Genomic DNA, 20,129 nt, shown 5'->3' with positions numbered 1-20,129 from the left:
GCGGTAACAGAAACAGCGCGGGCTGCAGGCAGCCCGCGCGGGCACCCGGCAGCGAAGCGTGAGAATCTTCCCAAGGCAGCACACTTTCCCTATTATCGGCTGCCCGGACCCTCCCCGAGCCAGGAGTCATGATGACCGCATCCCGTGTGTTACTGAGTTCGAGCCTGATACTCCTGGCCAGCTGTGCCAGCCAGCCCACACCTCCACAGCCGCTGCTGGTGGAAAAACAGAGCCAGTGCCCGGTCACGCTCGATGTCGGCCAGGCCATCACCCTGGCGTTGCCCAGCAACCCCAGTACCGGTTATCGCTGGCTGCTGCAGAATCCGGCCAACGGCGTACTTGCGGCGCTGGGCCCCGAGGTCTACAGCAACCCCGAAGACACCGGCCTGGTGGGCAGTGCCGGCCGATCGCTGTGGCGCTTCAAGGCCAGCGCCAGCGGCAGCGGCCACCTGCTGCTGGTGTATCAGCAACCCTGGGCACCGGAGGTCAAGCCGGCGATGAGCTTCGACTGCGACATCCAGGTACGCTGAGGCTGCGCCCCGGAGTATTTACTCAAGGCGTTTCTGAAGACGCCTGGCGCACTCTTCGATGAATGACCACTGCGCCAGGAAGTTCTTGAAGTGAATGACGAATCTGGCCAGTTGCTGACTGTCCTGCATGCTGTGCAACTTGCCGATCGAGGCGTCCAGATAGGTCTCGATGAACTGCCAGGCGGTCTGCAGGTGCGACGCAGCAGTGGTGACGTCTTCCAGGCGTACCACCAGATTTCGCATGCGCTGCGCCAGTAGCCCCAGGTTCCCTTCCTTTGTGCCGGATGCCACCAGGCGCTCGATCTTGCGCCCCAGTGCCGGCCTCAATTCGAACCGGGCGTCATCACGAAACCTGTCGGTCTCCTTGCGTACTTCGCCGACCTGGAACTGGAAGACGCCCGCCGAGTTCTTGAGGTTGGCCACCCACCGTGCCATCTCCAGCACAAGGGTTCGGTCTGGTGCATCCAGTTGCACGGGCACCTCGAACTGCACGCCTTGCCAAGCCTCCCTGCGCCCGCCCAACGCCTTGGTACGTTCACAGGCCAGCAGCGCACGCTCCCCTGACAGGCTGATGGAGCTGGCGCAGTTGATCAGCGCGATGGGCAACTGAATGCTTTTCTGCTTCAACCGCCCCCATGAGTCGGCGTGGAGGTTGATGCGATGGAACAACACCTGCATCGGGTAGAAGTCGAGCTCGGGGTCCGGGTGACGGTAGTATCCCAACCACTGCAGAAAGGCCTCCCGCCGGGTCGGTATCGCCATCACATGGTCCATGTAGGCATCCAGCACGGCAACGTGTTCGCGGGTGAACGTCAGGTCGATCCGCCCCTCCTCCTCCAGATCCTGCACCAATTGCAGCGGAATCAGGGCTATCTGGGTATCCAGCTCATCCTGAGGCAGTGGATGCCTCAGTCTTTGAATAATGTTGTTCATTGTGGTCATCACCAGAGCAATCCAGAAGCCGCAAGGCGCTGCTGGCCAGCACAGCCTGCAGCGCCTTGCGCCCTTCACTCAAAGGCCGGCAACATACTCGGCCTTGATCTTTTTCTTGTAGGCTTTCAACGCCTCGACCAGCTCGCTGACCGCTCTCAACGCCTGCACATCGTCGATGCTGCAGGCGATGAGCCGATCCCACACCGGTTTCAGTTGCACGGCGATGCGCCTGATGCCGGCCAGCCATTGCTCGCGTGACGTGATCAGCTCGGCATAAGCCTCAAGGTGCTGACACTGGGCCTGGAGGCGCGTCTTGTCCCGTGCCATTGCGGTCAGTTGCAGTTGCAGTTCATCGTGCTGCTTCTGCATCCCTCGGCGCTGCTCGAGCATCGTTGCATAGCGCATGCCTTCCATTGCCGCACCGATGATTTCGCCGATTTTCTTCAGCGCGCCTTGCACTGCCTCGACCGACAGTCCGCCCGTGGCGATGACATCCGCCGCCGCCTTGAGCTGCTCGGTGGTCGGCAACAGGCCGCCGAAGGTGGATTCCACCTTGGCCGCCTCAAGTACCTTGATCGCCTCGTCAAGACTGGCCAGGGCCTCGCGCCGCACGGCCAGTTCGTCTTCGCAGGCCTTGCGATTGGCCGCCAGCCTGTCGAGCTCGCCCTGATAGCGAGCCTTGTCGGCACTGGAGTCATAGACCGGGATGGCCGTGATCTGAGCCGTGGCCGTGCGCAACTGCCCCAACTGATCGTTGAGCTTGACGGCAATCTCGCCGATGGCGTCCTGTGCCACCTCCAGATACTGCGCAATGTCCTCGGGATCATCGTTCGGGTCGATGTCCTTTTCGAGGCCGCCCAGGTCATTGCTCTTGATCGCGACGATGATGCGATCGGCATGGCGCATCAGTTGCTGGAGGTTGTCGTCAAGACAGCGTGCATTGCGCTCCACACGCTCGTGCAACAGGGGCAGGAAGGCATAGCGGCTTTCCTGGGCGGCCTTCAGGTAGGCGGCACCGGCACGCAGGACCCTGTCGAACTGCGGATCATCCCAGCCCAGCGGAAATTGAAGAATGTTGCTCATGGGTAGCTCCTTATTGGGCCCACAGCGTGTCGTCGAAGACCCGGCTCATGGTGATGGAGCAGGCTTCGATAAACGCCCACTGCGAAAGAAAGTTTCTGAAATGGATGATGAAAATGCCCAGCTGCCGGCTGTCGTTCATCTTTTCGAGCTTTTCGATGGACGCTTCGATGTAGGTGCCGATGGTCTGCCAGGCCGTCTGCAGGTGCGAGGAAGCGGTCACCACCTCCTGCAGGCGGGTGGCCAGTTCATCCATATGGGTCGTGAGTACCTGCAGGCGTCCCTCCAGGTTGACCGCCGCCGTCAGGCGCGCCCCCACAGCCTTGCGTTCCTTCTGCACCCGGTTGCGGGTCTTGCGCACCTTTTCGGCCTTGGAGCCGTAGATCGAGCCTGAGATGACCGCCCCCAGCGGGCCGGCCGCCAGCCCGGACAGGGCCGCCTTGACGTACTCGTCGTACTGCTTGTTGAGGTTGTCGATTTCCTTGTCCAGCGCCGCCAGCTCATCGCGCAGGGCCTGGGTGGCACCGCTGGCCTGGTGACGCTCGATGGCGTCGGTTTTGAGGGCGACCTCGTTCATCAGCTCGAAACGCGCGGTGTCGCGAAAGGTTTCGGTGTGGCTGCGCACACTGCTTACGCGCGCGTGAAAATGCTCGACTTCATCCTTGAGCACCTCCATGTAGTCCACCAGCGACGAGACGATCTCCCGGTCGCCGAAGCTCAACGCAACCGGCGCTGCGAACTGCACGGACTCCCACGTATCACGCCGCCCGCCAAGGGCCTTGGTCTTCTCGCATTCCTGCATCACCCCCTCGCCGGTGGTGTTGATGCCACGGGCACACACCCCCAGCTCGGCGGACAGCTTCTTGCACTCGTCGGACAGCGTGCCCCAGGCACGGGCATGCTTGTGCAGGTTGAGAAAGGTCGTGCGCATGGCACTGACCGACAGTACCGGCTCCTTGATGTCGGTGTAGCCAAGCCAGGGCACCAGCGACGCGGTTTCGGTCGGCAGGCCGGTGACATACTTCACATACTGATTGAGCGTGACGATATGTTCGCGGGAAAGCGTCAGCCCTCCCTCGTTTTCGCCATCACGCTGGTTCATGCCTTCGATCAGGTTTCTGGGCAGCAGGGCCGCTTCCTTTTCCAGTTCACCGGTATCGTACGAGCGCGCGCCAGGTTCGAGTTTCATTTCACATTCCTTGTGAGTGAGCCAATAGGGTCAAGCCACTTCACTCTAAGGACCCGCCGGCAAGACAAATAGCCGGCAGGCTTTCCTCGAAGCCGGCATTGGAATGCAGCGGCCAGCCGCGCCGGTCAGTCGGCCATGCATCCTGTTGCAACATTGGCTAAAATGCCGGCCCTTTACCGCCGAACGCCTGGATTGCCCGTGAGCAAAGAGCCCGATCGCCTGTTCGCCACCCCGCTGGCGCAGGTCCCCGATTTCACCTTCAACGAAGATGTCGTGCGGGTTTTCCCCGACATGATCAAGCGCTCGGTGCCCGGCTACCCGACGATCGTCGAGAACATCGGCGTGCTGGCTGCCCAGTTCGCCCAGCCCGATACCCTGCTGTACGACCTGGGCAGCTCGCTCGGTGCGGTGACCCAGGCGATGCGCCGACATGTACGCAGCGAGGGCTGCAAGGTGCTGGCGGTAGACAACTCCCCGGCCATGGTCGAGCGCTGCCGCGAATACCTCAGCCACCAGGACGCGATGCACCAGGAGTTGCTGCCGGTGCAGGTGATCGAGGCCGACATCACCGCGCTGGACCTGCAGCCGGCGTCGGTGGTGGCGCTGAACTTCACCCTGCAGTTCATCAAGCCGCAGGCACGCCTGGCCCTGCTTGGCCGCATTCGCCAGTGCCTGGTGCCTGGCGGCGCACTGATCCTGTCGGAGAAGCTGCGCTTTGCCGACCCGCAGCAACAGGCCCTGCTCACCGATCTGCACGTGGCCTTCAAACGCGCCAACGGCTACAGCGAACTGGAAATTGCCCAGAAGCGCAGTGCCATCGAAAACGTGATGAAACCCGACAGCCTCGAGGAACACCGTCAGCGCCTGCTGGCAGCCGGTTTCTCGCAGGTGGTGCCGTGGTTCCAGTGCCTGAACTTCGCCTCGCTGATTGCCCTGCCATGATCGATCTGACTCCCCTGGTCCGCCGCATGGCGGGCACCCCATTGGCGCACTGGGCCCAAGGCCTGCAAGCGCAACTCGATGCCAAGCTGGAAAAGGGCCATGGCGACCTGGAGCGCTGGCAAAGCGCACTGGATGCGCTGCCGGCCCTGGAGCCCAGCCAGGTCGACCTGCTGCACGGCCTGCGCCTGGACAGCGATTGCGACGACGCCACCCGCGCACAGGTGCGCACCGCGCTGATGGGCCTGTCGCCCTGGCGCAAGGGCCCGTTCGACCTGTTCGGCGTGCACGTGGACACCGAATGGCGTTCGGACTGGAAGTGGTCACGGGTCGCGCCGCACCTGGACCTGCGCGGCAAACGCGTGCTGGATGTGGGCTGTGGCAACGGCTACTACCAATGGCGCATGCTCGGCGCCGGCGCCGACAGCGTGATCGGCGTGGACCCCAACTGGTTGTTCTTCTGCCAGTTCCAGGCCGTGCAGCGTTACCTGCCGGACCTTCCCGCCTGGCACTTGCCGTTCGCCCTGGAAGACCTGCCGGCCAACCTGGAAGGTTTCGACACGGTGTTCTCGATGGGGGTGTTCTACCACCGCCGCTCGCCGATCGAGCATTTGCTGGCGCTCAAGGACTGCCTGGTCAAGGGGGGCGAACTGGTGTTGGAAACCCTGGTGGTCGAGGGTGACGAGCATCAGGTGCTGGTGCCTGAAGACCGCTATGCGCAGATGCGCAATGTATGGTTCCTGCCCTCGGTGCCGGCACTGGAGCGCTGGTTGCGTCGCGCCGGCTTCAGCGATGTGCGCTGCGTGGATGTGAGCGTGACCAGCGTCGAGGAACAACGCAGCACCGACTGGATGCGCTACCAGTCGCTGAGCGACTTCCTCGACCCTACCGACCCGACCCGAACCGTCGAAGGCCTGCCGGCACCCAGGCGGGCGGTGCTGGTGGCGCGCAAGTAATCAGAAGGGGGCCTCTTCGCCTGCAGGAGCCGGCCTTGCCGGCGCAGAGGCCCTTGCGAACACGGCGTGCGTCAGTCCTTCACCACCTGCTGCTGCACCTGCTGCTGCACCTGCTCCTTCTTCTGCGCTACCTCCTTCCTGCCCTCCCCATGCACCCGCTCCTGGCTCTTGCGAAACTCGGCCCAGAACGCCTTGGTGCGCTCGGCGCCGCCTTCGGCCATTGCCGCGCTGCTGCCCAGCAGCAACGCGGCGATCAGTGCGTACTTGCTCAGGTTCATCGACCTTCCCTCATGATTGGATTCGAACCGATCATAAGCAGCCCAAGCTAACGCCAAGGTGAGCCGCACATTACAGTGCTGCAAGATTGTGCTCCTCCTCCTTGCGGTGCGCCCAGTGGTACAGGGCCGGCAGCACCAGCAGGGTCAACGCGGTGGACGAGAGGATGCCGCCGATCACCACGGTGGCCAGCGGGCGCTGCACCTCGGCACCGGTGCCAGTGGCCAGTGCCATCGGAATGAACCCCAGCGACGCCACCAACGCGGTCATCAGCACCGGCCGCAGACGCGTCAGCGCACCTTCGTCGATGGCCACGCGCAGCGGCCGGCCCTGCTCGCGCAGGCTGCGGATGAAGGCGATCATCACCAGCCCGTTGAGCACCGCCACCCCCGACAGGGCGATGAAACCCACCCCCGCCGAAATCGACAATGGAATGTCGCGCAGCCACAGCGCCACCACCCCGCCGGTCAGCGCGAACGGGATGCCGGTGAACACCAGCAGGCCGTCCCTGACGCTGTTGAACATCATGAACAGCAACCCGAACACCAGCAGCAATGCCACCGGCACCACCACCTGCAGGCGCTTGGCCGCCGATTGCAGCTGCTCGAACTGACCGCCCCAACGCGTCCAGTAGCCAGGCGGCACCTCCACCTGCGTATCGATGCGCTCGCCGGCCTCGGCCACGAACGAACCGATGTCGCGGCCACGCACGTTGGCGCTGACCACCACCAGGCGCTTGCCGTCTTCGCGGCTCACCTGGTTGGGCCCCTGTACCAGCGCCAGGCTGGCCACCTCGGCCAGGCTGATGAAGCCGATACCGCCGTCGCTGCCCGCACTGGCCGGTACCGGAATCAGCAGCTGCGACAAGCCTTCGATATCGGTACGCACGTCGTCCGAGAGGCGCACCACCATGTCGAAACGCCGGTCGCCCTCGTACAGCGTGCCGGCCTGGCGGCCGCCCACGGCCACGGCGATGGTGTCCTGCACATCGCCGACGTTGAGCCCGTAGCGTGCAGCCTTGTCGCGGTCGACCTCGATGGTCAGCACCGGCAGGCCCGAGGTCTGCTCGACCTTGACCTCCGATGCCCCCGGCACCGCCTGCAAGGTTGCGGCAATCTGTGCTGCCGTGCGGTTGAGCACCGTCATGTCGTCGCCGAAGACCTTGACCGCCACATCGCTGCGCACCCCGGAAATCAGCTCGTTGAAGCGCAGTTGAATCGGCTGCGACAGCTCGTAGTTGCTACCCGGCACCCGCGCCGCCGCGCGCTGGATATCGGCGATCAGTTGCTCGCGCGACTTGCCGGGGTCGGGCCACTGCGCCTGCGGCTTGAGCATCACGTAACTGTCGGAGATGTTCGGCGGCATCGGGTCGGCGGCGATCTCGGCGGTGCCGGTGCGCGCAAATACGCGCTGCACCTCCGGCACCTGGCTGACCACACTCTCCTCCAGGCGCTGCTGCAATTGCACCGACTGGCTCAGGCTGGTGCCCGGCACCCGCAGCGCCTGCAGGGCGAAATCGCCTTCGCTGAGGCTGGGCACGAACTCGCTGCCCATGCGCCCGGCCAGCACCGCGCACAGCAGCACCGACGCCCCGGCCAGGGAAAACGCCAGCCCACGGTGCCCCATCACCCAGCGCAATAGCGGCGCATAGCCGGCCTTGGCGCTGCGCATCAGCAGGTTTTCCTCTTCCTTGACCTTGCCGGTGACGAACAGCGCGATGGCCGCCGGCACGAAGGTCACCGAGAGCAGCATCGCTCCCAGCAGGGCGATCACCACGGTGAAGGCCATGGGGTGGAACATCTTGCCCTCAACCCCGCTCAGGGCAAAGATCGGCAGGTACACCACCATGATGATCAACTGGCCGAAGATCAGCGGGCGGCGCGCCTCGCGGGCGGCATTGAACACTTCGTGCAGGCGCTCGGAGCGGGTCAGCAGGCGGCCATGGTGCTGCTGGGCGTGGGCCAGGCGGCGGATCGCGTTCTCCACGATCACCACCGCGCCATCGACGATGATGCCGAAGTCCAGCGCACCCAGGCTCATCAGGTTGGCACTGACCTTGTTGCCGAACATGCCGGTGAAGGTGAACAGCATCGACAGCGGAATCACCATGGCGGTGATCAGCGCGGCGCGGATGTTGCCCAGAAACAGGAACAGCACCGCGATCACCAGGATCGCACCTTCCACCAGGTTCTTCTTCACCGTGGCGATGGCCTTGTCGACCAGGTCGGTGCGGTCGTACACCGTGACCGCGCTGACACCCGCCGGCAGCGTGCGGTTGATCTGCGCCAGCTTGTCGGCCACTGCCCGCGACACGGTGCGGCTGTTCTCGCCGACCAGCATGAACACGGTGCCCAGCACCACCTCACGGCCATTTTCGGTAGCCGCGCCGCTGCGCAGTTCGCGGCCGATGCCCACCTGGGCGACATCGCGCACGCGAATCGAGGTGCCGTCGACAGTGGCCAGCACGATGTTGGCAATGTCGTCGATGCCTGCCAGTTGCCCCGGCGCACGAATCAGCAGTTGCTCGCCACGGCGCTCGATGTAGCCGGCACCGACGTTGGCGTTGTTGCGCTCCAGGGCCGTCAGCAGGTCGCCCAGGGTCAGCTTGTAGGCGGCCAGGCGCCTGAGGTCGGGGGCAATCTGGTACTCCTTGGCGTAGCCGCCGATGCTGTTGATCTCGGCCACGCCGCGCACGTTGCGCAACTGCGGTTTGATGATCCAGTCCTGGATCTCGCGCAGGTCGGTGGGCGTGTACTCGCTGCCGTCGGCCTTGCGCGCATCCGGCGCGGCTTCCACGGTCCACAGGAAGATCTCGCCCAGGCCGGTGGAGATCGGCCCCATGGCCGCCTCGACGCCGTCGGGCAACTGCCCGCGCGCCTGTTGCAGGCGCTCGTTGACCAGTTGCCGGGCGAAGAACAGGTCGGTGCCCTCGTCGAAGATCACCGTCACCTGTGACAGCCCCGAGCGTGACAGCGAACGGGTCTGCTCCAGGCCCGGCAGGCCGGCCATGGCGGTCTCGATGGCGAAAGTGATGCGCTGCTCGGTTTCCAGCGGTGAAAAGCCCGCCGCCGAGGTGTTGATCTGCACCTGCACGTTGGTGATGTCGGGCACCGCATCGATCGGCAGCTTCTGGTAGCTGGCCAGCCCCAGCCCGGCCATCAGCAGCACCGCGAGCATCACGATCAGACGCTGCTCGATGGCAAATTGAATGATCCGTTCGAACATGAGGAGTACTCGTGGGGGCTCAGTGGGAGTGCTCGGCGCTGGCTTTGCCCAGCTCCGACTTGAGGATGAAGCTGCCCTGTGCCGCCACCTGCTGGCCGGCCTGCAGGCCCGCCTTGATCTGCACGAAGCCGTCGGCCACCACACCCGGGGTCACCGCCTGGGCGGTGAAGCCCTCTGCACTGCGCACGAACACGGTGGGCTGCTCTTCGAGGGTCTGCAGCGCGGCCTCCGGTACCGCCAGCGCCTCGTCCAGACGCTCGGTAGGCACCCGCACTGCCACGAACAGGCCGGGGCGCCAGGCGCCGCGAGGGTTGTCCAGGGTGACCCGCACGGTGGCGGTGCGGGTCTGCTCGCCGAGCAGGCTGCCCACATGGCTGACCGTGCCGCTGGCCTGCTCGCCCAGTTCATTGGCCAGCACCGTCACCGGCATGCCGACGCGCAGCCTGGCCAGGTCACGCGGGGCCACGCCAAAGGTTGCCCACACCCGCGACAGGTCGGACAAGGTGAAGGCCGCACTGCTCTCGCTGACCACTTCGCCCGGCACCAGGTGCTTTTCCACCACCTGCCCGTCAAACGGTGCACGCAGCTCATAGCGGTTGCCGCCGGCCAGCACCACGCTGCCACTCAGCGCGCTGATCTTCTGCCGGGCATTGGTGGCGGCGATCTCGGCTTCCTGCAGGGCCTGGCGCGCCTGCAGGTAGTCCTGTTCGGCAGAGATGCCCTCCTGCCACAGGTCTTTCTCGCGGGCGAAGGTGCCGCGCGCCAGTTCCAGTCGCCGCTGGCTGGCCGCCAGCTCGCTGCGCTGCTCGGAGATCTGCGGGCTGGCGATCACCGCCAGCAGTTGCCCGGCCTTGACCTGCTGGCCGAGCACCACGGCCACCGATTCCACTACCCCGGCCGCGCGCGGCACCAGGTGCGCGGTACGGTCCTCGTCGAAGCGGATCTCGCCCGGCAGGCCGAGGCTGCGGCTCAAGGTGCGCGGGGCCACGGTGGCCAGCTCGATACCGGCCACCTGGATCTGCTCGTCGCTCAGGGTCAGGTGGCCCTCCTGCTGTTCTTCGCCATGGCCTTCCTCGCCATGGGCGTCGTCGCCATGGCCCTTTTCCTCATCGCCATGGCCCGCCTCGGCATGCGCCGCGTGGGAGGCCTGCGGCGCATTCATCTGGTGACCCAGCACAACCCCCAGGCCAACGCCCAGGGTCAGGGTGACGGCCACCAGCGTGATGGTTTTGCTGTTCATGCACATTCCTCGGCAAATCGTCGGGGGTCAGCGGCTGGCGGTGGCCAGGTCGCCGAAAAGTCGTTCCAGGCGGACTCGCGCATCGCTGCCCTGGGCCTGCGCCGCCAGGTATTGGGTGCGCGCCGCCACCAGCGTGCGCTGGGCGTCGAGCACCTCGAGAAAGCTGAACTTGCCGCGCTCGAAACCCCGCGTGGCGGCGTCCACCGCCTGCTGCGCCGCCGGCAGTATCGAGCGGTCGAAGGCCTGTACCTCGCCCGCAGCCACCTGCCACTGCGCCAGCGCCTGCACCACTTCGCTGCGCACCCGCAGTTCGGCGCCGTTGCGCAGGTCGCGGGCCTGATCGGCACGCCGCGCCGCCGCCAGCACATTGCCCTGGTTGCGATCGAACAAGGGCAGCGGTATCGACACCCCGACCACATTGATGCGCTCGCGGTCGGCCTCGCTGTACTGGCTACCCAGGCTGACGGTGAGGTCGGGGATGCGCTGGCTGCGAGCCAGCCCCAGGTCAGCTTCGCGCTGCTCGATCTGCAGGCGGGCCAGACGCAGCTCGGCCGTGCGCTCGAGGCGGGCAAGCAGCGTGTCGCCCTCGGCTGGGGTCAGGGCGTCGGACGGCATGCCTGCCACCCGCTCGAACCCCGCCTGCGGCGCCCCCGTCACGCTGGCCAGTTGCTGATAGGCCACGGCCACGGCCTGCTGGGCACGGCCTCGTTCCAGGCGCATCTCGGACACCTGCACCTGCGCGCGGGTGGTTTCGATGGGGGAAGCGCTGCCGGCCCGCACCCGCCCCTGCACCACCTGCAGGCCACGCTCAGTCAGGCGCAGCGACTGCTCGGCCAGTTGCAGCCGTTCCTGGGCCTGCACGGCGGCATGAAACGCAGCCAGCACCTCGGCGCGCAAGGCATTGCCCTGGCGTTCCAGTTCCAGCGCCGCCAGGGCCTGCTCGCGCTGGGCCACCTCCACCCGCGCACCGCGCTTGCCGCCCAGTTCCAGGCGCTGGCTGAGGCTGACGGTGGTGGTCTGCGAGCCGCGGCGGGTATCTTCCTGCTCCCAGCTCAACTCCGGGTTGGGCAGCAGGCCGGCCTGGTTGCGTTCGCCCAGGGCGATCTCGGTGCCCCAGCGCGCCGCGGCAAGCTCGGGGTTGTTGTCCTGCGCGGTGCGCAAGGCGGCATCAAGCGTCAGCACGCTCGCCTGCAGCGCTGTCGAAAGCCCCAGCAGCACCCCGGCCAGCGCCGCCAGCCGCGCCACGCGCTGTGGATGAAGCCTGTGCCTGCACGTCATGCGTGAATCCCCCGCGCCCATTTCGAAGCGGGCACTTTAGGGAGCGGGCTTTATCGTCAACATGACCCCAGGATTACAAATCTGTTATCCAGCGCCGCTCAGGACCGGCTTGGCTTACCATGCGCGACACGCCTTGACCCTGAAGTGACTCAAGGGTTGAGAATTGCCGTTTTGCACGCCGCGAGTACCCCATGCGCCTATTGATCATCGAAGACGAAGTCCGTACCGCCGAGTACCTGCAGCAGGGCCTGAGCGAGAACGGCTACATCGTCGACTGCGCCGCCACCGGCATTGACGGCCTGCACCTGGCCCGCCAGCACGCCTACGACCTGGTCATCCTCGACGTCAACCTGCCGCAGCTCGACGGCTGGAGCGTGCTGCAACGCCTGCGGGCGGAGTCCTCGACCCGTATCATGATGCTGACCGCCCACGGCCGGCTCTCGGATCGGGTCAAGGGCCTGGACCTGGGCGCCGACGATTACCTGCTCAAGCCGTTCGAGTTTCCCGAACTGCTGGCACGCATTCGCAGCCTGTTGCGGCGCAGCGAGCAGAACCTGGCGCCGGCCACGCTCAGGGTCGCCGACCTTGAGCTGGACCCCAGCCGCCACCGCGCCTACCGGCGCAACCAGCGTATCGACCTGACGGCCAAGGAGTTCGCCCTGCTGCACCTGCTGATGCGCCAGAGCGGCGAGGTGCTGTCGCGCACGCAGATCATCTCGCTGGTGTGGGACATGAACTTCGACTGCGACACCAACGTGGTGGAGGTGTCGATCCGGCGCCTGCGGGCCAAGATCGACGACCCCTTCGAGGACAAGCTGATCCACACCCTGCGCGGCGTGGGCTATGTGCTGGAAGCGCGCGAATGAAACCGGCACGACTGTCGTTGCGCCTGGGCCTGAGCGTCAGCCTGATGGGCGCGGCGCTGGTGCTGCTGCTGGCGAGCCTGGCGGTACTGGCGCTGGACCACGAACTGGACAACCGCGCCCGCAAGGTGCTGGCACGCAAGATGGAGCAGATCGAGCACAGCCTGGGGGTGGACCTGAAGGCCAGCGACCTGGGCTCGCGCGCCCACCCCCTGCTCGACCTGGTGATGGGCCACGACGACCTGAGCCTGAACATCATCGCCCAGACCGGACGCCACCCGGCCCTGTTGAGCCTGGGGCCTGCAGTGGAGGCAGAGCCGCTGCGGCGTATCGCGGCCGGGACAGCGCTGGGCTACAGCGAATGGCAGGACAGCGCCGAGGCCCGCCTGATGACCGCCGCACGCCTGATGACCCTGCGTGACGGCACCCCGGTGCGGGTACTGCTGACGCTGAACCGGGCCGACGACCTCGGCCTGCTGCAGGCCTACCTGCGTTCGACGTTGCTGGCGTTGCCACTGCTGTTGCTGCTGATCGGCATTGCCGCCTGGAAGCTGGTGCAGCGTGGTCTGCTGCCGCTGCGCAGGTTTCGGCGGATTGCCGCCCAGGTGTCGGCGCAGGAGCTGAGCCACCGCCTGCCCGAGGACAAGCTGCCCCAGGAACTGAGTGCCCTGGCACGCGGCATCAACGTGATGCTCGACCGGCTGGATGGCGGCGTGCAGCGTCTGTCGCAGTTTTCCGATGACCTGGCGCACGAACTGCGCACGCCGATCAGCAACCTGATGGGCAGGGCCCAGGTGACCTTGTCACGGGTGCGCTCGGCGCAGGATTACCGGGTGGCGCTGGAGGACAGCATCGAGGAGCTGACGCGCCTGAACCGGATCATCACCGACATGCTGTTCCTGGCCCAGGTGGACGCGCCGCGTCAGCAACTGGCGTTGAAGCCGGTGGCGCTGGCCGACGAGGCGCAACGGGTGGTGGAGCTGTTCGCGCTGAGCGCCGAATGCAAGGCGATCACCCTGAAGGTCAGCGGCTGGGGCACGGTGCAGGGCGACCGGCTGATGCTGCAGCGGGCGCTGTCGAACCTGTTGAGCAATGCAATTCGCCACAGCCCCGAGGGCCGCCTGGTGGAAATCGGCATCGAGCAGAGCGCACGGGGCGTGCAATGCTGGGTGCGCAACGAGGGGCCGGGGATCGAGGCGGTGCACTGGCCGCACCTGTTCGAGCGGTTCTACCGGGTGGGCTGCGGGCGCTCGCGGGTAGAGGGCGGCACGGGGCTGGGGCTGGCCATCGTGCAGTCGATCATGCAGGTGCATGGTGGGCAGGTGGAGGTGACCAGCGCGGCGCAGGGGCCTACGCGCTTCAGTCTGATATTTGGCTAGGCGGCTTCGCCGGCAAGGCCGGCTCCTACAGGAATCGCAGCGCCTGTTGGAGCCGGCCTTGCCGGCGAAGGTCACGACGCATTCAGCGGTTGCTGGCTGCCAGAATCAGCTGTTTCATCTCGCTGACCGCACCCTTGAAGCCCACGAACAACGCATGGGCCACCAGTGCATGGCCGATGTTCAGTTCGTTGATGCCCTTGATCGCCGCCACCGGCTCGACGTTGTGGTAGTGCAGGCCATGCCCGGCATTCACGATCAGCCCCTGGGCCAGGCCGAAGGCCACGCCATCGGCCACGCGCTGGAGCTCTTCGGCCACCTCGGCCGGGGTCTGCGCATCGGCGTAACGCCCGGTGTGCAGTTCGATCGCCGGCGCGCCGACGCGGCGCGAGGCCTCGATCTGGCGCTCGTCGGCATCGATGAACAACGACACCTCCGACCCCAGGCGCGACAGGCGCTCCACCGCCGCCTTGATCCGCGCCTCCTGCCCCGCCACGTCCAGGCCACCTTCGGTGGTCAGTTCCTGGCGTGTCTCGGGCACTAGGCAGATGTGCGCCGGGCGAATGCGCTCGGCAAACTGCATCATCTCTTCGGTGACGCCCATCTCGAAGTTCATGCGCGTCTGCAGCACCTCGCTCAGTACCAGCACGTCACGGTCCTGGATATGCCGGCGGTCTTCGCGCAAGTGCACGGTGATGCCGTCGGCACCCGCCTCTTCGGCGTCCAGCGCGGCCTTGACCGGGTCCGGATATCGCGTGCCACGGGCCTGGCGCAGGGTCGCCACGTGGTCGATGTTCACGCCAAGGAGGATGCGGTTGCTGGTGGTCACGAAGAGACTCTCCTGAAAATTGAGCCTCACAGCATACGTCGTGATCAAGGCTTGCGAAACAGTTCCCGGCTGACCAGCGGGCGCCCGCCCAGGTGCACCGCCAGCGCCTGGCGCATCAGGCGCTTGGCCGCGCCCAGCGCGCCCGGCATCGACCACTCGGCCTCGGCCATGGCCAGCAGGTGCGCGCCACTGAACAAGCCTGGCTGCACCAGGTACACCCGCTCCAGGCCCGCGTCCACCTGCAGGCGGTACAGGCCATCGGCCACCAGAGGATCGCCATTGATGTCGTGCTCAAGCGCAAAGCCATAGCCCAGCTCGTCCAGCAGGCGCCATTCGAAGGCACGCAGCAACGGCTCCAGCGGGCGCCCCGCACCCAGTGCCTGCAAGGTGGCAGCGTACTGCTCGAACATCACCGGGTGCGGGTCTTCGGCCTGAAGCAGGCGAATCAGCAGCTCATTGAGGTACAGCCCGCTGAACAGCGCGTCGCCGTTGAGCCAGACCGCCACGCCTGCGCTGTCCATGCGACCGACATTCTTGAGCTCGCCGCGCCCATGGAACTGCACCTCCAGCGGCACAAACGGACGCGCAAGGCTGCCGGCCTTGCCGCGCGCACGACGCAGCACGGCGCGCAGGCGCCCCTGGGGGGTAAGGAAGTCGACCAGCGCACTGGTTTCACGGTACGCCCGGCTGTGCAGCACGAAGGCCGGTTGGCCGTCTGGCATGTCCATGATTCAGCGCTTCACGAAGAGGTGGGCCCGACACCGGCCGGTGTCGGGCCAGGGCATTCAGAGGTCGCCGTAGCCCAGCGAACGCAGGGCGCGCTCGTCGTCGGACCAGCCACCCTTGACCTTGACCCACAGGTTCAGCATGACCTTGGCGTCGAACAGCAGCTCCATGTCCTTGCGCGCCTCGGTGCCGATGCGCTTGATGCGCTCGCCCTTGTCGCCAATGATGATCTTCTTCTGGCCGTCACGCTCGACCAGGATCAGTGCATGGATATGCAGCACGTTGCCCTGCTGCTTGAATTCCTCGATCTCGACGGTGATCTGGTACGGCAGCTCGGCGCCGAGCTGGCGCATGATCTTCTCGCGTACCAGTTCGGCAGCCAGGAAGCGGCTGCTGCGGTCGGTGATCTGGTCTTCGGGGAAGAAGTGCTCGTTTTCCGGCAGGTGCTTGGCAATCAGTGCTTCGAGGGCATCGAGGTTGTGCCCGTGCTGCGCCGAGACCGGCACGATCTCGGCGTTGGGCAGTTGCTCCTGCAGCCATTGCAGGTGCGGCATCAGCTCGGCCTTGTCCTCGATGCGGTCGGTCTTGTTGATGGCCAGGATCACCGGGCCCTGCACGTACTGCACGCGCTCGAGCACCAGTTGGTCCTCGTCGGTCCACTTGGTGCGATCGACCACGAAGATCACCACGTCGACGTCTTTCAACGCCGCCGAGGCGGTACGGTTCATGTAACGGTTGAGCGCCTTCTCGTTGCCCTTGTGCATGCCGGGGGTATCGACGTACACCGCCTGCACATCACCTTCGGTCTTGATACCGAGCATGTTGTGGCGGGTGGTCTGCGGCTTGCGCGAGGTGATCGCGAGCTTCTGTCCGAGGATGTGGTTGAGCAGCGTCGACTTGCCCACGTTGGGGCGGCCGACGATGGCCACGTAGCCGCAACGGGTAGTGTTCTGTTCAGTCATTGCCATTCTCCACGCCCAGGGCGATCAGTGCTGCGGCGGCCGCGACCTGCTCGGCGATACGCCGGCTCACGCCCTGCCCTCGGCTTTTTTCAGTCAACAGGGTCACTTCGCATTCGACGAAAAACGTCCGGCAATGGGGTTCACCCTGGATATCCACCACTTCGTAGCGGGGCAGTTCGCAGGCCCGCGACTGCAGAAACTCCTGCAGGCGGGTTTTCGGGTCCTTGTTGGTGTCGACCAGGGTCAGGCTCTCGAACTCACCGGCCAGCCATGCCAGCACGCGATCGCGTGCGGTGTGCATGTCCGAGTCCAGGTAGATCGCACCGATCAGCGCCTCGAGGGCATCGGCCAGGATCGACTCGCGCCGGAACCCGCCGCTTTTCAGCTCGCCCGAGCCCAGGCGCAGGTACTCGCCCAGGTCGAAACCGCGGGCCAGCACGGCCAGGGTTTCACCCTTGACCAGGCGGGCGCGCAGGCGCGACAGCTGGCCCTCGCGGGCCTGGGGGAAGCGCTCGAACAGGGCCTCGCCGGCGACGAAGTTGAGGATCGCATCACCAAGGAACTCCAGCCGTTCGTTGTTGCGGCCGGCAAAGCTGCGATGCGTGAGGGCCAGCAGCATCAGCTCCTGGTTCTTGAAGGTGTAGCCGAGCTGGCGCTCGAGGCGGCTCAAGGAAACGCTCACAGTGTACCCACGCGCTGTTCGTGGTCGATTTTCAGCAGCGGCGCCAGGGCGCCGGGCTCACACAGTTCTGTCCGGCTCGAAGCCGACGGGGTTAACGCGTTGTTCAAATGCAAATCCTGAAAGACGGTTTTGTTCATGCCTGACGTCCGGCCGGGGCGCGTCTTGTGGACGCCCTTGTACAGCCTATGCCAGAAAAGCATTCGGCGCTGTCGAAGGACAGCGCCGTTAGGGTGTTACTTGATCAGGCCAACCCGCGAAAGGCTCGGGAAGTGGCTGAGCTTGGGCTCTGGCCAGCTCATCCAGATGGCGAAGGCCTTGCCGACGATGTTCTTGTCGGGAACCATGCCCAGCAGTTCCTTGGGAATGTTGGGGTCATCCCAGTAGCGACTGTCGTTGGAGTTGTCGCGGTTGTCGCCCATCATGAAGTAGTGCCCGGCAGGCACCACCCACTGCTGGTCCGGCGGCATGCGATAGCGGCTCATCTCCTTGCGGATCAGGTGCTCGGCCTCGCCCAGCTTCTCCTTGTACAGCTCGGCGCTGCCCAGGGTGCCCGGCTCGCTGCCGACCAGTTGCTCGGCAATCGGCTGGCCGTTGACGAACAGACGCTTGTCGCTGGTGTAGCGCACCTGGTCGCCCGGCAGGCCGACCACACGCTTGATGTAGTTGACGTTCGGGTCGCTCGGGTAGCGGAATACCATCACATCGCCGCGCTGCGGATCACCGACCTCGATGACCTTCTTGTCGATCACCGGCAGGCGGATGCCGTAGGAGAACTTGTTCACCAGGATGAAGTCGCCCACTTCCAGGGTCGGCTTCATCGACCCCGAAGGGATCTGGAACGGCTCGACCAGAAACGAGCGCAGCACCAGCACGATGAACAGCACCGGGAAGAACGATTTGCCGTACTCGACCAGCAACGGCTCCTTGTTCAACTGCTCGACCACCGCCATCTCGGGCTGGCTGACGCTGCCCTGATAGGTGTTGATCGCCGTGCGCCGGCGCGGGGCCAGGAACAGCAGATCGATCAGGGCCAGCAGTCCACACACGGCAACGGCGATGACTAGCAACAGCGGGAAATTTAGTGACATAGGACCTAGCTATCCAACCTGAGCACGGCGAGGAAGGCTTCCTGTGGAATTTCCACGTTGCCCACCTGTTTCATGCGTTTCTTACCGGCTTTCTGCTTTTCCAACAGCTTGCGCTTACGGCTAACGTCGCCACCGTAGCATTTGGCCAGTACGTTCTTTCTGAGCGCCTTGACAGTGGTACGCGCCACAATCTGCCCGCCAATGGCGGCCTGGATTGCCACATCGAACATCTGCCGCGGGATCAGTTCCTTCATCTTCTCGGTCAACGCGCGGCCTTTGTAGTGCGCATTGTCACGGTGCACGATCAATGCCAGGGCATCGACCTTGTCGCCGTTGATCAGTACATCGAGCTTGACCAGGTTGGCCGACTGATACCGGTCGAAATGGTAGTCCAGCGAAGCATAGCCGCGGCTGGTGGATTTGAGGCGGTCGAAGAAGTCCAGTACCACTTCGTTCATCGGCAGGTCGTAGCGCACCTGCACCTGGGAACCGAGGAACTGCATGTCGCGCTGTACGCCACGCTTCTCGATGCACAGGGTGATGACGTTGCCCAGGTGCTCCTGCGGCACGAGGATGGTGGCGGCCACGATCGGCTCGCGGAAGTCTTCCACCGACGACACGTCCGGCAGCTTGGACGGGTTGTCGACGTAGATGGTTTCACCGGTCTTGAGCTTGACCTCGAAGATCACGCTCGGCGCGGTGGTGATCAGGTCCAGGTCGTACTCGCGCTCCAGGCGCTCCTGGATGATCTCCATGTGCAGCATGCCGAGGAAGCCGCAACGGAAGCCGAAGCCCAGTGCGTCGGAGCTCTCAGGCAGGTACTGCAGCGACGAGTCGTTCAGGGTCAGCTTTTGCAGCGCGTCACGAAAATCTTCGAAATCTTCGGAACTGACCGGGAACAGGCCGGCATATACCTGGGGCTGGATACGTTTGAAGCCTGGCAGCACTTCCACGTCGGGCGTGGAGCTGAGGGTCAGGGTGTCACCGACCGGTGCACCGTGAATGTCCTTGATGCTGGCGATGATGAAACCCACTTCGCCGGCCTTGAGGTCGGCGGTGGCGGTGTGCTTGGGGTTGAACACGCCCACGCTGTCGACCAGGTGCACCTTGCCGGTGGACTTGACCAGAATCTTGTCGCCCTTCTTGACCCGGCCATGGCGCACGCGCACCAGGGACACGACGCCCAGGTAGTTGTCGAACCAGGAGTCGATGATCAGCGCCTGCAGCGGTGCATCGATGTCGCCGGTAGGGGCCGGAATGGTCTGCACCAGGCGCTCGAGCACCTCGTCCACGCCCATGCCGCTCTTGGCACTGCAGGCCACGGCGTCGGTGGCGTCGATGCCGATGATCTTCTCGATCTCGTCCTTGACGCGGTCCGGATCGGCCTGGGGCAGGTCCATCTTGTTCAGTACCGGCATGACCTCCAGGCCCTGCTCGATGGCGGTGTAGCAGTTGGCGACCGACTGGGCCTCCACGCCCTGGCCGGCATCGACCACCAGCAGCGCGCCTTCGCAGGCGGCCAGCGAACGGCTGACTTCATAGGTGAAGTCGACGTGGCCGGGGGTGTCGATGAAGTTCAGCTGGTAGGTGATGCCGTCGTTCGCCTTGTAATACAGGGTAACGCTATGGGCTTTGATGGTGATCCCGCGCTCGCGCTCGAGGTCCATGGAGTCAAGTACCTGCGCTTCCATCTCGCGCGCGGTGAGGCCACCGCACATCTGGATGAAACGGTCGGCCAGGGTCGACTTGCCATGGTCAATGTGGGCGATGATGGAGAAATTGCGGATATGACTCAAATCACTCACGGGTCAACACTCAAAAAGGCTGCGGGGCGAACGCCCGCCGAAAAATAGCCGGGAATTGTACCTTATGAAGGGGCCAGCCGCCACGCCCGCCCCTCCAGTTTCATGGTGCCTGATATTTCTGTCAGTAGATGGCCGCTCGCGCAGACCCGAAT

At 65.1% G+C, this 20,129-nt stretch carries 19 protein-coding genes; 5 read left to right on the top strand and 14 right to left on the bottom strand.

Annotated features, from left to right (window positions below; genetic code table 11):
- The first annotated feature begins 131 nt into the window (after positions 1-131).
- The gene (locus tag DN387_RS01725) at positions 132-530 is read left to right on the top strand and encodes a protease inhibitor I42 family protein (RefSeq protein WP_043862010.1); all 399 of its coding nucleotides are present in this window, start codon (positions 132-134) and stop codon (positions 528-530) included.
- Between the two features lie 18 nt (positions 531-548).
- On the opposite strand, the gene DN387_RS01720 is transcribed toward DN387_RS01725, so the two are convergent.
- From DN387_RS01720 to DN387_RS01710, 3 genes are all read right to left on the bottom strand, one after another.
- A complete protein-coding gene (locus DN387_RS01720) occupies positions 549-1,463 on the bottom strand; it encodes a hypothetical protein (protein WP_054914765.1) in 915 nt (304 codons plus the stop codon).
- Between the two features lie 78 nt (positions 1,464-1,541).
- Positions 1,542-2,546 (bottom strand): alpha-xenorhabdolysin family binary toxin subunit B, encoded by a 1,005-nt coding sequence (locus DN387_RS01715; RefSeq protein WP_054914766.1) that lies wholly within the window; start codon positions 2,544-2,546, stop codon positions 1,542-1,544.
- A 10-nt stretch (positions 2,547-2,556) separates the two neighbouring features.
- Positions 2,557-3,732, bottom strand: a complete 1,176-nt coding sequence (locus tag DN387_RS01710) for an alpha-xenorhabdolysin family binary toxin subunit A (RefSeq protein ID WP_054914767.1) — start codon at positions 3,730-3,732, stop codon at positions 2,557-2,559.
- A 198-nt stretch (positions 3,733-3,930) separates the two neighbouring features.
- On the opposite strand from DN387_RS01710, the gene cmoA reads away from it, so the two are divergent.
- Both cmoA and cmoB read left to right on the top strand, forming a co-directional pair.
- Positions 3,931-4,674 carry a carboxy-S-adenosyl-L-methionine synthase CmoA gene (gene cmoA / locus DN387_RS01705; protein WP_054914768.1) on the top strand — a complete coding sequence of 248 codons (744 nt, stop codon included), beginning with the start codon at positions 3,931-3,933 and terminating at the stop codon, positions 4,672-4,674.
- Positions 4,671-5,627: a tRNA 5-methoxyuridine(34)/uridine 5-oxyacetic acid(34) synthase CmoB gene (gene cmoB, locus DN387_RS01700; RefSeq protein ID WP_043862015.1), complete on the top strand. Its 957-nt coding sequence runs from the start codon at positions 4,671-4,673 to the stop codon at positions 5,625-5,627. Before cmoA ends, cmoB begins: the two co-directional genes overlap by 4 nt.
- A 71-nt stretch (positions 5,628-5,698) precedes the next feature.
- Here the strand turns inward: cmoB and DN387_RS01695 are convergent, their stop codons facing one another.
- The 4 genes from DN387_RS01695 to DN387_RS01680 form a co-directional block, all read right to left on the bottom strand.
- Positions 5,699-5,905 carry a co-regulatory protein PtrA N-terminal domain-containing protein gene (locus DN387_RS01695; protein ID WP_043862016.1) on the bottom strand — a complete coding sequence of 69 codons (207 nt, stop codon included), beginning with the start codon at positions 5,903-5,905 and terminating at the stop codon, positions 5,699-5,701.
- A 70-nt stretch (positions 5,906-5,975) separates the two neighbouring features.
- A complete protein-coding gene (locus DN387_RS01690; RefSeq protein ID WP_043862017.1) occupies positions 5,976-9,128 on the bottom strand; it encodes a CusA/CzcA family heavy metal efflux RND transporter in 3,153 nt (1,050 codons plus the stop codon).
- Between the two features lie 19 nt (positions 9,129-9,147).
- On the bottom strand, positions 9,148-10,368 hold the full coding sequence (locus DN387_RS01685) for an efflux RND transporter periplasmic adaptor subunit (RefSeq protein WP_054914769.1): 1,221 nt from the start codon (positions 10,366-10,368) through the stop codon (positions 9,148-9,150).
- A 27-nt stretch (positions 10,369-10,395) separates the two neighbouring features.
- The gene (locus DN387_RS01680) at positions 10,396-11,646 is read right to left on the bottom strand and encodes a TolC family protein (RefSeq protein WP_054914770.1); all 1,251 of its coding nucleotides are present in this window, start codon (positions 11,644-11,646) and stop codon (positions 10,396-10,398) included.
- Between the two features lie 191 nt (positions 11,647-11,837).
- Between DN387_RS01680 and DN387_RS01675 the strand changes: the two genes are divergently transcribed.
- Positions 11,838-12,512 carry a heavy metal response regulator transcription factor gene (locus DN387_RS01675; RefSeq protein WP_043862020.1) on the top strand — a complete coding sequence of 225 codons (675 nt, stop codon included), beginning with the start codon at positions 11,838-11,840 and terminating at the stop codon, positions 12,510-12,512.
- Positions 12,509-13,888 (top strand): heavy metal sensor histidine kinase, encoded by a 1,380-nt coding sequence (locus tag DN387_RS01670; RefSeq protein WP_043862021.1) that lies wholly within the window; start codon positions 12,509-12,511, stop codon positions 13,886-13,888. Before DN387_RS01675 ends, DN387_RS01670 begins: the two co-directional genes overlap by 4 nt.
- 82 nt (positions 13,889-13,970) lie before the next feature.
- On the opposite strand, the gene pdxJ is transcribed toward DN387_RS01670, so the two are convergent.
- The 7 genes from pdxJ to lepA form a co-directional block, all read right to left on the bottom strand.
- A complete protein-coding gene (gene pdxJ, locus DN387_RS01665; RefSeq protein WP_054914771.1) occupies positions 13,971-14,714 on the bottom strand; it encodes a pyridoxine 5'-phosphate synthase in 744 nt (247 codons plus the stop codon).
- Between the two features lie 44 nt (positions 14,715-14,758).
- On the bottom strand, positions 14,759-15,442 hold the full coding sequence (recO, locus tag DN387_RS01660) for a DNA repair protein RecO (RefSeq protein ID WP_043862023.1): 684 nt from the start codon (positions 15,440-15,442) through the stop codon (positions 14,759-14,761).
- Between the two features lie 57 nt (positions 15,443-15,499).
- Positions 15,500-16,402, bottom strand: a complete 903-nt coding sequence (gene era / locus DN387_RS01655) for a GTPase Era (protein ID WP_043862024.1) — start codon at positions 16,400-16,402, stop codon at positions 15,500-15,502.
- A complete protein-coding gene (gene rnc, locus DN387_RS01650) occupies positions 16,395-17,084 on the bottom strand; it encodes a ribonuclease III (RefSeq protein ID WP_043862025.1) in 690 nt (229 codons plus the stop codon). The genes era and rnc overlap by 8 nt, the downstream gene beginning before the upstream one ends.
- On the bottom strand, positions 17,081-17,221 hold the full coding sequence (locus DN387_RS01645) for a hypothetical protein (RefSeq protein ID WP_156326207.1): 141 nt from the start codon (positions 17,219-17,221) through the stop codon (positions 17,081-17,083). The genes rnc and DN387_RS01645 overlap by 4 nt, the downstream gene beginning before the upstream one ends.
- A gap of 96 nt (positions 17,222-17,317) precedes the next feature.
- Entirely contained in the window at positions 17,318-18,172 is an 855-nt protein-coding gene (gene lepB, locus DN387_RS01640) for a signal peptidase I (RefSeq protein ID WP_043862027.1), read from the bottom strand.
- A gap of 5 nt (positions 18,173-18,177) precedes the next feature.
- Positions 18,178-19,977 (bottom strand): translation elongation factor 4, encoded by a 1,800-nt coding sequence (gene lepA, locus DN387_RS01635; protein WP_043862028.1) that lies wholly within the window; start codon positions 19,975-19,977, stop codon positions 18,178-18,180.
- Between the last annotated feature and the right edge of the window lie 152 nt (positions 19,978-20,129).

It is taken from the genome of Pseudomonas sp. FBF18, from assembly GCF_024261405.1.
Classification (GTDB): Bacteria; Pseudomonadota; Gammaproteobacteria; order Pseudomonadales; family Pseudomonadaceae; genus Aquipseudomonas; species Aquipseudomonas palmensis.
Note: the sequence above shows the minus strand (reverse complement) of the source record. Positions and strands in the feature narration are given on the sequence as shown.

Bases quoted from the DNA above. Each gene is read 5' to 3' on its own strand.
- DN387_RS01725 (WP_043862010.1), top strand. From the start codon at position 132: ATGACCGCATCCCGTGTGTTACTGAGTTCGAGCCTGATACTCCTGGCC.
- DN387_RS01720 (WP_054914765.1), bottom strand. From the start codon at position 1,463: ATGAACAACATTATTCAAAGACTGAGGCATCCACTGCCTCAGGATGAG.
- DN387_RS01715 (WP_054914766.1), bottom strand. From the start codon at position 2,546: ATGAGCAACATTCTTCAATTTCCGCTGGGCTGGGATGATCCGCAGTTC.
- DN387_RS01710 (WP_054914767.1), bottom strand. From the start codon at position 3,732: ATGAAACTCGAACCTGGCGCGCGCTCGTACGATACCGGTGAACTGGAA.
- cmoB (WP_043862015.1), top strand. From the start codon at position 4,671: ATGATCGATCTGACTCCCCTGGTCCGCCGCATGGCGGGCACCCCATTG.
- DN387_RS01695 (WP_043862016.1), bottom strand. From the start codon at position 5,905: ATGAACCTGAGCAAGTACGCACTGATCGCCGCGTTGCTGCTGGGCAGC.
- DN387_RS01690 (WP_043862017.1), bottom strand. From the start codon at position 9,128: ATGTTCGAACGGATCATTCAATTTGCCATCGAGCAGCGTCTGATCGTG.
- DN387_RS01685 (WP_054914769.1), bottom strand. From the start codon at position 10,368: ATGAACAGCAAAACCATCACGCTGGTGGCCGTCACCCTGACCCTGGGC.
- DN387_RS01680 (WP_054914770.1), bottom strand. From the start codon at position 11,646: ATGACGTGCAGGCACAGGCTTCATCCACAGCGCGTGGCGCGGCTGGCG.
- DN387_RS01675 (WP_043862020.1), top strand. From the start codon at position 11,838: ATGCGCCTATTGATCATCGAAGACGAAGTCCGTACCGCCGAGTACCTG.
- DN387_RS01670 (WP_043862021.1), top strand. From the start codon at position 12,509: ATGAAACCGGCACGACTGTCGTTGCGCCTGGGCCTGAGCGTCAGCCTG.
- recO (WP_043862023.1), bottom strand. From the start codon at position 15,442: ATGGACATGCCAGACGGCCAACCGGCCTTCGTGCTGCACAGCCGGGCG.
- era (WP_043862024.1), bottom strand. From the start codon at position 16,402: ATGACTGAACAGAACACTACCCGTTGCGGCTACGTGGCCATCGTCGGC.
- DN387_RS01645 (WP_156326207.1), bottom strand. From the start codon at position 17,221: ATGAACAAAACCGTCTTTCAGGATTTGCATTTGAACAACGCGTTAACC.
- lepB (WP_043862027.1), bottom strand. From the start codon at position 18,172: ATGTCACTAAATTTCCCGCTGTTGCTAGTCATCGCCGTTGCCGTGTGT.